This window comes from Vibrio sp. 811, assembly GCF_033339195.1.
Window position 1 is genome coordinate 26,946 of sequence record NZ_JAWOUB010000008.1, and the last position, 15,359, is coordinate 42,304.

Sequence of the window (15,359 nt, forward strand, 5' to 3'; positions counted from 1 at the left end):
TTAGTTAACCACTACGTTGCCACCTTTCACGACGACTTTGTCACTGCCTTCGATCGTAATAGCCGAGCCTGATAACTTTATTGAACCATCACTGTTCATCACTAAAGAGGAACCACCCGTTTTCAATACAATCTTGTCGCCACTGATAATTTGCGTTGCACCATCAGCTTTATAAGCGGTGTTCCCTTTCACTGATACCGTTAAGTTGCCACCAACCGTCTGGTTATCATCCGCACCAATATCTGAACTCTTAGACGCACCGATAGTAAGGTTACTGTTTTCGCCAATATCTAAGTCATCATTTTTACCGATCTTAGTCGTACGGTTATCACCAATTTCTAAGTCAGAATTGTTTTTCACATACTGGGCTTCGTTCGCGTTGTATGTAACGGTAACGTCTTGCTCGACTGTCTCGGTAAACGTACTGTTTACTTGTGTCGTTTTATGCCCATGAATGGTTTCTTTATGGTCACCATGAACTTCATTCGTTTGGTGACGTGCAACCTTCAAGAATTCATCTTGACCGATATCACGGTAACGGTTGTTGAGCACCTTGGTCGACATGTCTTTTTGAGCGTGAATATAGACTTCTTCTTGGTTCGCTTCGTCTTCAAAACTCAACTCGTTGTAACCTGTTCCTTTGTGCGTTTGCGTGCGGAACGTGGTACGAGTTTTGTTTTCTGGCAAAGAGTACGGTGGGAAATGCAAACCGTTGTAAACTGCGCCCGTAACTAACGGACGATCTGGATCCCCCTCAAGGAAAGTCACTACGACTTCGTGGCCAATACGCGGCAAATAAACTGCGCCCCATGTTGGCGCCGCCATGGATTGGCTTACACGAATCCAACAGCTTGAATGTTCGTTGTTATCACCGTAGCGATCCCAATGGAACTGTACTTTCACTCGACCAAGCTTGTCGGTGTAAATCTCTTCACCTTCTGGTCCTACAACGACCGCCGTTTGAGGGCCATCCACTACTGGTGCCGCTAGTTTAGGCGCTTTAAACACCACATCACGTGGAATACACGAGAACTGGTTGTAGTAAGTGGTTGGCATACCACTCGCTTCATCTTCATGCACTTGCGGATCTTGACCTGTGTGCATTACAGACAACATGAGGTAATCGCGGTTAATCTCAGAACGCGGGTGGTCACTGACGTTAAAGCTGTAACCAGATGCTAAGCGCATTACGTCACTCGTTGCTTCCACTTGTTGATTATCGACTATGTGTTCCGACATCCACTCCGTGGTTCTCACCTGCCCCATCAGCGGGTCAACGTATCGTCCAGGATAATCAAACTGCTTGAGATCTTGGTCTAGCTCGCCAGCCTGTGTCATCTCTTGTGGAATTTTAGGGTGTTCGTAGTTGTAATCTGTGTACGTAACCTGTCCCGTTCTAACGCGGTTAACTAACTCGAGATCAGAGATATGTTCGCGATCGGCAACACCGCCACCATCGGCATGATAAACAATCGGCCCAATGTAAGAAGCATTTAGTGGCGAGCTTATCAAAGGTGCAATCGAGTCATTACTGTCGACAATGACCATCGTATGATTTGAATCGCTATGGTCAAAGTAATACCACATACCGTGTTCAGCCATCATACGCTGCACGAAGTGCAAGTCAGACTCACGGTATTGCAGAACGTATTCTTTTGGAGGATAAGTACCCGACACTTCAAATCGGTAATCGGTGACTGCCCCATCATCGAGTACTTCTGTGATGATGTCTTGCGCTGACTTTTGCTGGAAAATACGACAATCTTGGCGCTGAGATAAGAACCAAGCTTGAGGAACCAAGACTAATTGATAACGAGAAAAACGACGTCCAGTCCCTAAGTAACGAACTTCATTCACCACGCCGTTGAACACACGCGCAGCCCCAACACCTTGTCCGTAAAGTGTCAATGTTCCTGCTTTACGTATTAACTCATCGAACGAGATATCTGGATCAAGTGAAAGTAATGAGAGATTGATGTGGAAAGGCTTAGATAACTCTTCATGAACATGAAAGCTCTCGACCCGAAATTCATGCCCACATCCAGGCACTTCAAATTTAAATTCTACGTCATTCACCATATCTTTTACCTGATACAAATAATCGAATTAGGGCCAACAATCGTTGGCCCTGAATCTTTACGCGACGAGCAATTAAGCTTCGCGTGGAGCACGCCAGTCGTCGTTACCCGCAGTACCACAGTTTTCGTGAGTTACTTCGATCGCACGGTAAGTGAACTTAAGCACTTCTTCTGTCACGCGGTCAGCTGTTGCTGCGTCTTGACAGTGGTTCATACGAGTTTGGATATCGACAAGTAGCGCATCAATCAATTTGATTGAGTAGTAGTGCTCTTGTTTACCTTGAACTGAAGTGCGGTAGAAGCGGATCACACACTCAGGAAGTTTTTCGCCAGATACTAGTGCGTTGAATAGTAGTGGAGATGAGCGATCTTGAACTTTAGTTACAACAAGTGGACGGTGTACACGTTGACCCGTTGGCTGACCACTTTGTGGATCACGTGGAACTGTTAGCACGTGATCAAGTTCTTGTACTAGGAACTCATCAACGTGAGCTTCTTGCCATGTGTTACCTACTGAATCTGCAGAGTAAGTATCTTTAGTAATATGGCCTTGAGTCTCACCTTGGATAGACATATATGCTGGAGTTGGCATCGCTATTTCCTTTTCTAAAATCTGTTTTGTTTAAATCACCAAATCGCTTATCACCGCGACTAGTTGGTATAATCAAAGTCCGTGCCAACTTTAAAAGTCAAACAAAAACAACAACTTAAGCAATATCAGGCATTATTCACTAATATATTGAGTACAATTTATTGGATAAAAAACCAAAAAGTTGGATTAAGATAATAATAAATTGTTCTAACTTTAAAAAGTGAAAATAACCATATAAAACTGTGTAAATAAAGTCATTAAAACTAATAAATCCGACACTTTTACTATCAATTAATTTAGAATGACAACGCCATTAAAATAACCGCAAACATTAATGTCACAATAATCATTAAAAATAACCAACAAACGATAGTCAAAATATCTTGATAAAAAAAGAACGCAATCACTTTTAGTATAATAGCCGCTACCTCTTTTCCTCTAAAGAATAAAATGGCTATGATAAATATAAACCTTTCTTCATTAATTCAGCGTCTACACCCGATTGCAAAAGTAGCATTAGAAGACGCCGCTGCACTTGCAGTCTCTGAAAAAGCAAACGAAGTTCAAATTGAGCATTATTTACTGAGTCTATTAGAAAGGCCAAATAGTGATTTTGACGTCTTATTAAGTCATTTTGATTGTTCTGAGAACTTATTAAGACAATCGGTTCGATCCACACTCGACACCAACGCCAAAGGAAATGGCAGCAAACCTGTTTTTTCTGCTTTATTAATCGAATGGTTGCAAGAAAGCTGGCTGGTTTCTTCTTTAGATCTATCCGAAACACAAATCCGCTCTGGTGCCTTACTCCTTACTCTTGTTAGCAACCCTCTCCGTTACGGCCAACATGGTTACGCCTCTATCCTTGAAGCGGTAAACCCTGACAGCCTTAAGCGTAACTTTGCAGAGCTAACCAGCCACTCTATTGAGGCGCAAGTTGCTACTTCAGAGAAAACACAAGCTCGTGAGGATGGCTCAGCACTGAGCAAGTTCACGACAGACTTCACTGGTAAAGCACGCAAAGGCGAAATCGATCCTGTTTTCTGCCGTGACCAAGAAATCCGCCAAATCGTGGACATCCTTGCTCGTCGCCGTAAAAACAACCCTATTGCTGTTGGTGAACCGGGCGTTGGTAAAACCGCAGTAGTAGAAGGTTTGGCACTTAAGATTGTACAAGGTGACGTACCAGACAACCTCAAAGGTGTTGAGCTTTACGGCCTGGACATGGGTCTTCTGCAAGCTGGTGCAAGCGTAAAAGGCGAATTCGAAAAACGCCTAAACGCAGTATTGGATGAAGTGAAAAACTCGCCAACCCCTATCATTCTTTTCATCGATGAAGCGCACACCCTTGTTGGCGGCGGTAACCAAGCGGGCGGCAGCGACGCGGCAAACTTGCTAAAACCAGCCCTAGCACGTGGTGAAGTGAAAACCATCGCCGCAACAACATGGTCGGAATACAAGAAGTACTTCGAGAAAGATCCTGCCCTTGCACGTCGTTTCCAATTGGTGAAACTCGACGAACCATCTCCTGAACAAGCAGCATTGATCATTCGTGGTCTGCGCCCTGCTTATGAAAAATCACATAACGTTTACGTGCGTGACGATGCTATCACTGCTGCGGCAGCACTTTCTGCTCGTTACATCTCTGGTCGTCAACTGCCAGATAAAGCCATTGATGTTCTAGATACAGCATGCGCGCGAGTGAACATCAGCCTTAATGCCACTCCTGCTTCTGTTGAAACTCTGCAGCAAGAACTTGCAGCTCAACAGCGCGAGCTAGAAGCTCTTGAGCGTGATGCTCTGCAGCAAACTGGCGACAAGCACAGCCTTGCTAACATTCCAGACCTAAAACTGGCAATGGAAACAACGAAAGAAGAGCTAGCAGAACAAGAAGCGCAATGGCACAAAGAAAAAGAGCAGATCCAAGAGATGATTGCTCTACGCTCTCGCTTACATGAACTGGTCTTTGGCGAAACAAATGAAGAAGAGCTTGCTGCAGACGAAGATTCAGAACAAGAGCAAGACGTTTCTCCATATGCAGAAATGGATGAAGAAGCCGTTCGCATTGCCATTTCGGCCTGCCAAGAACAGCTAGATGTAATCCGCAATGGCAACCCACTGGTTCACTTTGAAGTGGGCCCAGATGAAGTCAGCCATGTGATCTCGGACTGGACTGGTATTCCAATGGGTAAGATGCTTCAAGACGAAGCAGAAACCACGCTAAAACTGAAAGAAAGCCTAACACAAAGCATCAAAGGCCAAGAATACGCTATCGATGCACTGTCTGAAGGCATTCAAACTGCGAAAGCTGGTCTAGGTAACCCAGACGCACCAACAGGCGTATTCCTGCTGGTTGGCCCAAGTGGCGTGGGTAAAACCGAGACAGCTCGTGCGATCGCTGATCAAATGTTTGGTGGTGAGCGCTTTATGACGACCATTAACATGTCTGAGTTCCAAGAGAAGCACACGGTATCTCGCCTAATCGGTTCACCTCCGGGTTACGTAGGTTACGGCGAAGGCGGCATGCTGACAGAAGCGGTTCGTCAACGTCCATATTCTGTTGTTCTTCTTGATGAAGTGGAAAAAGCCGACCCTGAAGTGTTGAACCTGTTCTACCAAGTGTTCGACAAAGGCACGCTGAACGACGGCGAAGGCCGCACAATCGACTTCAAGAACACGCTGATCATCATGACCAGTAACCTTGCTACGCACGAGATCGAATCTTTAGTTCATCAATCAAAAGACATCGATGCAAACATCATCGCAGAAGCTATCCGCCCTACTTTGAACCAACACTTCAAACCGGCGCTATTGGCACGTATGTCGGTACTACCATTTGTTCCTCTGTCTGATGAAGCAATGACAGAAATTATTCACCACAAGTTGAACAAAGTTTCTCAGCGTCTACAGAGCCATCACAAATTGTCTCTGAGCTACGAAGAAAGTTTGGTTGAGTTCGTACTAGGTAACTGCCGCCTTGCTGAAACAGGCGCGCGTAATATCGACGCGGTCATCAACCGTCAGTTGCTGCCGCAACTATCGACTCAGCTATTAGTGCATGACAAGGATGATTCACATACGCAAATCGAAGTGTCTGTCGATGAGCAAGGAACACTAACCTATGCGTTCAGCTAACCATAGCGAACTTAGTAACGCCCTACTTGCGATCAGTCAGTCTTTGGCTGATCGCAGCCAGCTTACCCAAACCTTGGATGCTGTGTTGACTGCTGCGAGACAAATGACCCTCGCAAAGCACGGCATCATTTACGTTTTGGACCAGACTGGACAGGCGTTGATTCCAAGTACCGCTCACCATAACGATAAAACTATCGTTTCCCACCCTTGGGAAGCATTACAGTTAGACTCAGCCAGTGAGAACGACCCATTTAACTTTGCCATTCGTAATGGTGAAGTGGTGTTGATTAACGAGTTGTATAAGTACAACGGCTATGACTGCGAAAGCATCTATCAAACTGAGCAGACACTGGGATTAAAAAGCGAGAACTTATTGGCTTGGCCTTTGATTGATAGCGAAAGCAAAACCATTGGACTGTTAGTCTTACTCGATTTGAACGTCATCGATAACGAGGCAGCCTTGACTGAGTTTTGTCGTATGGCCGCGAGTAATATTCGCCAAGCTGTGTGGTTAGAGCAATACGGGCAAGTGATTAAAAATCTCAATGCAGACAATCAAGCCCTAGTGCGCGAGAATACTCAGCTCAAAAAACGTACCCAGAAAGCCTATCAAGGTCCTATTGCAGAGAGCGAAGAAATGCTCAATGTTTTGAATCGTCTTGATAAGGTGTTATCTCTCCCTGTCGACGTTCTATTGCGTGGTGAAACGGGAGCCGGTAAAGAAGTGATCGCGAAATACATTCACGAAAACTCTAACCGTTCAGAACAACCTTTGATCGTACAAAACTGTGCCGCAATCCCAGAGCAGTTATTAGAGTCAGAACTCTTTGGCCATAAGAAAGGCTCATTCACTGGCGCGGACAAAGACAAAGTCGGTTTGTTTGAAGCAGCCAACGGCGGCACGCTTTTCCTAGATGAAATTGGCGATATGCCAATGCTACTACAAGCGAAGTTACTGCGTGTACTGCAAGAACGTAAAGTTCGCCCAATCGGCACTAGCAAAGAGATTGAGGTGGACGTTCGCGTTATCGCGGCAACACACTGTAACCTTATGCAGCAAATCAAAGATGGCGGATTCCGTGCCGACTTGTTCTATCGCTTGAATGTATTCCCGATTACATTGCCGCCCCTGAGAGCCCGTAAGTCGGACATTATTCCCCTTGCCGAACATTTCGTGCAACACACCACCAACACGCTAGGTTTGCCGCAAGCGCCAGGGTTAAGTGCCAACGTACGTAAACAGCTCCTTGCCTACCAATACCCAGGGAACGTGCGTGAGCTTAAGAACATCATTGAGCGCTCGGTGCTACTGTCCGATTTTGAAACCATTACTCACATTGAGTTTGGCGAACAAATCCCAGAAGATGTACCAAGTATCGACATGAAAGCAGCTTCACCTACCCCAGAGCAACCTGCTTACGAGCAGCAAGCACAAGTGGATTTAGAAGACGTTTCAAAGAGCCTTAAGGACGTTGTCAGCCAATACGAGCGTACAGTAATCATCGATTGCTTAAATGCCTGCAATTGGCACACCAAGAAGGCCGCTGAGCAATTGGCGCTGCCAATGAGCACACTCAACCACAAGATGAAGAAATACGACATTTCTGCAGCGGGTTGATGGGGCTTAAAAAGAAAATTCTAAATTCAGTATGAAGTCATAAGAAAAGAAAAACCGCCCGAAGGCGGTTTTTTTGCATCTAGGAAGGGTTATCAAGTGACTTTTCCAAGGGCTTGGGTGCTTGAGTTACCGCAGGTTGTTTCTCAATCCAATCTTTCAACCATTTCTTGCGTTGAGATTCGTTATACTGCTTCCAAGTTTCAGCCGCAGACTTGTCTACGCCTTCCTCTGTCGACTCTTTCTCAATTAACCAAGGCATATCACTAAAGAAATTACCAGCCAAAGCACTATCCGCATTTAAAGAAGGAATAGAAATTACAGCATCACGACCAATATCATAGTCATCAGCTCCATTTAATCCGACTTGTTTTAGATGAGCAACCGAAAGCTCCAAGTTCGCTTTACCACCAATTACACCACCAAACGGTCTTAGGCCTTTTAACCTAACTCCCGTTGGTGCAACATATTCCAAGTTAAACCTCATGCAGTACATCGTATAGTTTTTGCTCTTAGATAGTTCATTCTCTTTAGTGAGACTACCTACAGCTTCACCTATAAACTCACTCATGGCATCAACTTGTTCTCGATGGTTTTCTGAAATAGATTCAGTAAACATCCATTCTTCGTTTTTATAGGCAAACTCACCAATATGATACATATCGGTGAAGTAAAGAGGACCTTTAACTGGCTTGCCATCATTTCCGTCGAGCGCCAGTTGAATACACATATTCACTGCTTCCCACGACATACCCAAACGTTCATAAAGTGCTTTTTCATGACTCTCACCCAAAATCAGTACATAAATACTGGCAGGATCGTCTTTCTTTTTGTTTCCCCATGAGAAACCATCACGCCAGATATTATCAGCCGATTGGTACCACTTTCTTTCACTGAAAAAGTTCATACCAGACGCTTTGGTGTCTATAGCCACCAATTGCTGTTTAATGCCATGAAGTATAGGGATGGTATTTTTGTCTCCCTCACCTGCCATTAAGGTAAAGCTCTCTACCATAAGGTCCTGTTCACGTAGACGCAGTTGCTGCTCTCCCAAGTAGGTATCAAGCAAAACCAGTCTAGTTTCTGTACTTAAAGCGCCAATTTGCAACTCATCTTCAGCATCATCAAACTTCTGCCCCAGACTGTACTCTTGTGGTAAATAAAAACTATGTTGCCCTTGATTTGTTCTAATTCCCAAGCAGTAACGCATATTTTGGAAGCCTCCGCCTTTTACATAGCGCTTAAAGGAATCCGCTTCTGCAAAATAGTCGCTTGGCTGACCCGATATCGCTGCTCCGGAAACTGCCATACTGAACATTGCATCAGAGAACATTAGCTTTGCTTTAGAGGTCATTGGTTTCATACCGTCGATCATCACATCACCGAAGCGGAATGAGGGAATATGCTCAATAGCAATCAACGTAGCGCCGTCATCAATCCCCTGTTGCTTGTAAAAAGCACTTATTCGCCCATCAGGATCAGTTTTGAAGTCACTAACCTTCATTGGCAGCATCCAGTCACTGAAAGCTGGGCCTTTAATATTTTCGAGCCCGTCAACGCGATCGTAGCCAATCGTAACTGGCTTCGCATACTTGTGTTCTTTTTTAAGTATCAACTGCACTTTCACTTTATCGTATGGACCTAGGCGACTGTTGCTAGATTGCTGAATCCAACTATCATATGACATCCATTCTGGTTCATCACTTTCAGCATAGCGAGCTGACTGAACTAGTATTCGACAATAGCCGATTTCATCTTTCTTTAACTCACTTCCTTGCGGGTTAAATGACTCGGTAAAGTTATCAAACATCGTTTCATTTGGGTGTTCAAACAACATGGTTTGTATCGGGAAGATTTGATTAAATGCACCTGACGCTTTAAAGCTATCCCTGTTTTCGGTTATAGAGAGATGAGAAACTTTGCTATTAGTTGTTATTGGAGCAGGCCAATGCTGCGCACCTTGTGGCATCTTTGTCGATAATTCGGTGTAGTACTCGTTATCACAACGGTTCTTCCAGTTAGCCGCTAAGGTGTTTCCTTTGATCGTATGTACAGACCAATCATCGCTCAAAATGTAGTTCTCAATGTATTCCTTCACCTTGTAACGCTCAACCAAAAACCTAAACGAGATATTAGAATTCCGTTTGGTTTGAGATCCTAGGTCAGCGAGTAATAACACTAAGCCATTAATAGCAAGCGCTCGTAGTTGGTAGCGTTTTAACACCTCCTTACGAACTTCTTCGCTCTCAAGGTGAGTAATGAGTTCCTGATAAGACCTACATTCAATACCTACATCTACCTTACTGCGTCGCAAATCGTTAAGTAACTCGATATGTATTTTTGCCAGCCTTTCAAGCTCACTGACAACCTCATGGCTTTGCTTTAACTCTTCTAGGAAGGAGTCCAACATTAAACTATCAATCACTTTCACCGCAGATATTGCTGTCTTTGAACCCTCTATGGCAAGCATAAACCCTCTTGCCGCAGGAGCTATAGCAGGAATATAGGAAGCGACGTCAACGACACTGTCAAAAATCGCCATTCGCAGTGCGACTTCTGCTTTATCTTGCGCAACCATCTCAGCTTCTAGAGCAAGCCTAGAGCGTTCCATTGCATGCGAGCCATAGCGACTGGGGTGAAAGAATATGTTCAGGAATTGCAGGTAAATACGGATTACAACCCGACGGTTTTGTCTTAGATTAGGGTTGTTGCGGTCGACTTTTTCACCTTGTTTGGGAACATAGACAGGTTTACTTTCACCAAAAGCGGCTACCGAAACACGACCTTCAAAAACAGGGAACTCCTTCATGAGCAGTTTTTTCGCATATTCTGCGCGCTCTGCCGAGACCTGCATATTTGCTTTCTCGGTACCGACTTGGCAAGCATGCCCTTCTATCTCTACTCTAAGGTTTGGCTCATTCTCTAAAACGTTAGCAAGAGAAGCAGCAAGCTGTTTAAATATAGGTGCATGATCCTTTAACTCTTTTTCACGCGAGTTAAAGGCAAATTCTATTTTTATTCCTGCGCCTCTAGAGCTATTTACGAGAATGGCGTCAATCTGATTGCCAGATTGATCACGCGCATCTTTTAAAGCCTGTTCTAGTTTTTCTTCTTGGATATGGTTAGCTGTCTTCCAAACTGGAATTTGAGCAAGGTAGTCTTTTGTAACTTCTTCTGTTCCTTGCTCTGCTTTATCAACCTTTTTATTTTGATTAACCAGCTGTTTAGCTTTTTTATACAAACTAAGTGCTGTCAATCCCGTTCCGAAGCCATTAAAACCAACGGTTTTACCACCAGAAAGCCAAGCTTCCGCAACTCGCCCGGCAACCACACGTCGGTTACCCAGACGTGATTCTAAAGAAAGTGCTAGTGCGCTTGACCGAGCTTCATTGGTGTTAAAAACCTTATCGTGAAATAGCGCCTTCCAACCAACACCCGCGATAGCTGGAGTGTGGAGTTCCTGCAACTTATCAAGCGCTTCTTTCGTACTGTAAATACCGTAATACAATTCGCCCGCCGCTTTCATCGCAGGCGGCATCTCGGACTTAACTGCATCCCAATACAGTTTCGAGACGTTATTAAACACCGCTTGGCGGCCATCACGGTCTAAAGTGTCTTGCAAGCTACCGCTCAGCAGCCCTGCTCCTAGCTGAGCAGACACATCTCGGATATTCTTGAGTAACGCAATACTCCTTGAAGCTGGCGTATTGGCTGTTACACCTTGTACATTACCGTGAAGGTAATGTTTCATATTTCCAAAGTACTGAGGGTATTGATAAATCAAGGATTCCTCAAGGGAGATCATATCGCCACTGACAATGGCAAATTTCCCTAACGGAGTGCTTGAAGAAAAGGTAATCTGTTCACGTAGCTCGTAAGTATAGACTGTATCTAAGCCTTCAGAAAATTGCTGAATATGAGCGTCTTTAATGAACTGTGGAACACCATTTTTCATCTGGCTTGGAATAAATTCGACACGGATACTGTATAACCCTTCTTTAAAATCAGCAGGATCAACGTGAAACATCGCGCATGGATATTGCTTAGCATTTTCTTCTGAAAGCTCATCTTCAGGTAATGCCGCTTGTACTGAAGAGCCTATCGTTTTGTATTCCCCACCTTCTTTGGTTGAGTCAAACTTTTGCAAAGTAACCGTCGCACTTTCATAGCCTTGATCAGAAAAAACCACCGCGCAACTCGCCACAACAGGTAAAACGAAGCCTTTTAGTGTCTCTCCCGATTCACTTACATCTTCATACCACTTATTATATTCTGCCTGTTCTTCGCTGAGCCCCCCGTTCGCAGCTGGTTCGTAAGGCTTAGCCAATTGTTCAATGCTGACCTCTGTCAAGGTGAGTTTTGCTTCGCTGTTTTCCAACTGGCTACTCAACTCTGCAACTTTTGTAGCTAACTCTTTGGGGTTTAACTCAGAAAGTGAAGCTATTAAAGGCAAGGGCGGAAAGCGGAAAGTGAAGGTCTGCTCACCCTCTTTGGGTAGATCCCTACCTAACGCATGAATTGTGTGCTCTGGTGTCAGGACCTCAAAAGCCCCATATTGATCGGGCTTTCCGTTACCCAGTGAACATAACTTAAATTTATGGTCGGTAGCCCAAAGCTTAGGGCTATCGCTATCAGTGACGTTAAGCATCGGCACTTTCGCTAACGGGCGAATATTGGAAATATTTTCTCCAACTAGACTCGTGTTGGAGTGCCATGAAGGGTAAGTTTTGTCGTTATTTTCATCTTCTTCGGCTGCAAAGTAAGCGCCAAATAAGTAATAACTAGCATGTAGCGGTATTGTATTGCAGTTCTCTACAAGGCTCATAAATCCCCCTCTTTAACAAAATCACCATTATTGGCAAAAGCGTTGTATAGAGAAGAATTACCAGCACTATGGCCTGTCCCAATTTGCTCCCATTTCAGGTATGGCCCAAATTCATTGTTTTCTGTTGTCTTGCTCAATATAACTCTAGCCGCTCCATCTCGTGTGTAATTTACATCTTTACCTAGAATTTCAAAATAACGTAACTTACCTACCGCTCTTGGAACAATTTCTTCCGACTGGAAGGTTCTATTTTTAACGTCAATAAGATAACGGTGCGTTCTGGTTTCTGACCAAACATAACGTCCTGTTGGGCTAATTGCTTTCTTACGGAACTCCTTGGCATCCAAATCACCTCCTCTTTCTTTAGGTGCAACAGAATAAAGCAGTTCATTCGTCTGCTCATCGAAAACTGCTACTCCATATGCAACAACAACAATTCGTTTTCCATTATATATAACAGAGTATTCATTAAAATTAACTTCCGTTTCTTCTTTTTCACCCGTCGCTAACGTGTACTTCCAGTCTTTAAACTTGTCTACGTAGTAAAGATAGCTGCTGTCTTCTGCCCATAGAAACTCTGGGTAGCCACGTGAACGACCTAGTTCAATATACTCACCCGTCTTAAGATCTTTAATTACTTTAAACATCCCTTCTGAGGCCGAATAGGCCAAAGCCAAGTAGCGATTATTTGGAGAGACACGCATTAGACGAACTTTGCCAACAAACTCATCTGCGACCAGACGCAAGTCCGTCCCATCCGTTTTGATACTCCACACTTTATCCCTTTGATCATAGTGGTCTTTCGCTTCATTTCGGGCGTTATCCCAACGAAACACTACACGTGGTAAATCATAAGAGCCTTCATTGGTGAGATCTTCACGTGGCCATTCTTTAGCTTTAAAAATAAAGTGTTTAGGTTTACCCGTCTCTTTGTCATAAATAACGTAATTGTTTTCTGTAATATAAACACGACCATCTTCCCACTGTTGAGCATTTTTTTCTGCGATTCGGTCTTGAACCGTCTGAGGTTTTGGCGCGTGTTGTTCTGGTTCCTTGGCTGATTCTTGATTACAACCAGATAAGACCGCTAAGGTAATCAGGTATAATGTATGACGTAGGTTCATCTTATATTCTCTTCGTTATCTTTCTCGATCGCGTTTAATAATGTGACAACGCAACCCGAATAAGTTGTTTTGTTAACTTGGCTGATCTTTTTTCTTATAAGCCAGTAAATCCGCAATGGGTGTTTGAGCAAAAATGACCGTTTTATTATCTCTTCCGTGATGACTATTGCCCTGATAACCACGGAGAAGATCCACTTCTTTAACCTCTGCAGGCCAACCAGTAAAACGAATCAACCTAGAACCATTCTCTTTTTTTATACATTGGCGCAAGCACACTCGCTGCGACCAATCACCATCGCTTTGCCTTAACTCAAAGTAATCATCTGACTCGTCCAGCGTCGTATAGCCCGGATATTCGAAAACTATCTCGACAGATTTAAGTAAATACACGACCGCTACATTTTTATTTAGCTGGCTTCGTAACATTGCGTATTTTTCAGGTTTTGAGGTCGCAGCACTTGGTAATACTGAGAGCAGACGAACAGAACCGTCTCCAATTTTAAAGCTTTTCTCACTGCTATAATGGTTAAGATCAGTGACTTTTATGGCCTTGGTTCCGGGATCACTTTCTAGTTCAGATAGTTCACTCTCGCTCAATCGTTTACTGTTATAAGCCAAATATACTTCTTGAGGCTCACCTTTAATCTTGTAAGGAAGCCATATATGCGGGAGAGGGTAACCTTGCGCGCTCCGCTCCACTGGGCTAGAAGCATTAATAGGGCTCAAATTTGTTTCAATCTTTTCTTTGATTTGTGGTTCATAGCCTGTCATGACTATCTCAACTTCTTCCTCAACTAAGTTGAACACTCGAGCCTCTCCAGAGCCATTCAAAGAGCCTTCACTTACCACCTTGCCGTTCTGCACGATTTGGAAAGGCTCATAAGCGAAAACACCGCCTGTTTCAGGATTGGTCATATAGATATCGGCGTGCCTTTTGGGTCTAGAGCCTTCACGAACACTATTAATGTCCGTATCTGAAAAGTAACCATTTTCCGTAATTGCCACTTCGCGCCAAATTTTATTGTTCCAAACAACATACACGTAGCCTGATTTAAACACTTCTGCAGCTTCATCTGATTTATCGCTACCAGGGAAGTGCAGCGGAACCACAGGCACCAACACGTTATCCCACTCATCCATCTGAGTTTCTTTATCAACGGGTTGCAGGTCTTCGGCGAGTTTAAGCAAAATTGGCTGAGGCTGGTCAGTGCAAGGGATTTTGATATAGAGCGTTTTGCCCTCAGCTTCGAGATCTTTAAATATCGCGAGGCTGCGGTGTTTGTTTTCTGTATCAGCCTTGCCTACAGTCACTTTTTCTTTTTGAGCTTCGGTTTTTCCCAACATCAAACATGCCGCGTTGCTAGACCACTGCCCTGCAAACTCGACAACGACTTTTTGATCTGGACTTGGCTCAGAGGGGACATGCGTGTAACTACGAACTAAAGCAACATCGTCAGTAACCTGCTTATAACCCGCTTTAAAAGCTTTGCTTTCATTCGAAGCAGATACAGAGTCAACGAGTGATTTAAGTCTAGGGAAGCTTTGCAGCTGAGAGTCCGTCAATGGCGACCGACGTGCAACGGTAGATAATGACACCCAATTGCCTTTTCCCAATTCGATTCTTATAGCAGCTAGCAATGCGCTGGTCGTTTTTTTGGTAGAGATGGAAATCTTTTGCGCCAATTCTTTAGGGAGGTTTCTAAGGATGTCATCTGAATTTCGCAAACGCGAAAGCTGTCCTATACACTCGTCCGGTGTAAGAACATAAGATAGCTCGTTGGAGGATAGCTTCGAGCTAGGTATAAATTTGCAAACTAAATGCATTTGAATTCTCCACAACCAACATCGTAAATATGGCTGCGGTGACAATTAAGCTGATAAGGCTTACAAGTACGATTTGGTCTGCGTATCCTACTTACTTAGCCATTTATTTTCAATGAGATAGAAAAATCGCCCGAAATCAAAAACACCAAAAAAATGGTGACTTTTG

The 15,359-nt window shown here is 44.0% G+C and carries 7 protein-coding genes; 2 read left to right on the forward strand and 5 right to left on the reverse strand.

Translation table 11 applies throughout. The features are described from left to right. Entirely contained in the window at positions 1-2,079 is a 2,079-nt protein-coding gene (gene tssI, locus R7Q46_RS14000) for a type VI secretion system tip protein VgrG (RefSeq protein ID WP_154204260.1), read from the reverse strand. Positions 2,080-2,151: 72 nt separating this feature from the next. Then, entirely contained in the window at positions 2,152-2,670 is a 519-nt protein-coding gene (locus R7Q46_RS14005; RefSeq protein ID WP_005373415.1) for an Hcp family type VI secretion system effector, read from the reverse strand. Positions 2,671-3,126: 456 nt separating this feature from the next. Between R7Q46_RS14005 and tssH the strand changes: the two genes are divergently transcribed. Together tssH and R7Q46_RS14015 are read left to right on the forward strand one after the other, a co-directional pair. After that, complete coding sequence (gene tssH / locus R7Q46_RS14010; protein WP_154204443.1) at positions 3,127-5,805, forward strand: type VI secretion system ATPase TssH; 2,679 nt, start codon at positions 3,127-3,129, stop codon at positions 5,803-5,805. Further along, positions 5,792-7,423, forward strand: a complete 1,632-nt coding sequence (locus R7Q46_RS14015) for a sigma-54-dependent Fis family transcriptional regulator (RefSeq protein ID WP_115386559.1) — start codon at positions 5,792-5,794, stop codon at positions 7,421-7,423. The genes tssH and R7Q46_RS14015 overlap by 14 nt, the downstream gene beginning before the upstream one ends. Before the next feature lie 79 nt (positions 7,424-7,502). On the opposite strand, the gene R7Q46_RS14020 is transcribed toward R7Q46_RS14015, so the two are convergent. From R7Q46_RS14020 to R7Q46_RS14030, 3 genes are all read right to left on the reverse strand, one after another. After that, positions 7,503-12,245 carry an OmpA family protein gene (locus R7Q46_RS14020; RefSeq protein ID WP_318077551.1) on the reverse strand — a complete coding sequence of 1,581 codons (4,743 nt, stop codon included), beginning with the start codon at positions 12,243-12,245 and terminating at the stop codon, positions 7,503-7,505. After that, positions 12,242-13,369, reverse strand: a complete 1,128-nt coding sequence (locus tag R7Q46_RS14025) for a Tricorn protease domain-containing protein (protein WP_318077552.1) — start codon at positions 13,367-13,369, stop codon at positions 12,242-12,244. Before R7Q46_RS14025 ends, R7Q46_RS14020 begins: the two co-directional genes overlap by 4 nt. A gap of 72 nt (positions 13,370-13,441) precedes the next feature. After that, a complete protein-coding gene (locus tag R7Q46_RS14030; RefSeq protein ID WP_318077553.1) occupies positions 13,442-15,193 on the reverse strand; it encodes a hypothetical protein in 1,752 nt (583 codons plus the stop codon). Positions 15,194-15,359 lie beyond the last annotated feature (166 nt).

Coding starts and splice junctions, on each gene's coding strand:
- tssI (WP_154204260.1), bottom strand. CDS start 2,079: ATGGTGAATGACGTAGAATTTAAATTTGAAGTGCCTGGATGTGGGCAT.
- R7Q46_RS14005 (WP_005373415.1), bottom strand. CDS start 2,670: ATGCCAACTCCAGCATATATGTCTATCCAAGGTGAGACTCAAGGCCAT.
- tssH (WP_154204443.1), top strand. CDS start 3,127: ATGATAAATATAAACCTTTCTTCATTAATTCAGCGTCTACACCCGATT.
- R7Q46_RS14020 (WP_318077551.1), bottom strand. CDS start 12,245: ATGAGCCTTGTAGAGAACTGCAATACAATACCGCTACATGCTAGTTAT.
- R7Q46_RS14015 (WP_115386559.1), top strand. CDS start 5,792: ATGCGTTCAGCTAACCATAGCGAACTTAGTAACGCCCTACTTGCGATC.
- R7Q46_RS14025 (WP_318077552.1), bottom strand. CDS start 13,369: ATGAACCTACGTCATACATTATACCTGATTACCTTAGCGGTCTTATCT.
- R7Q46_RS14030 (WP_318077553.1), bottom strand. CDS start 15,193: ATGCATTTAGTTTGCAAATTTATACCTAGCTCGAAGCTATCCTCCAAC.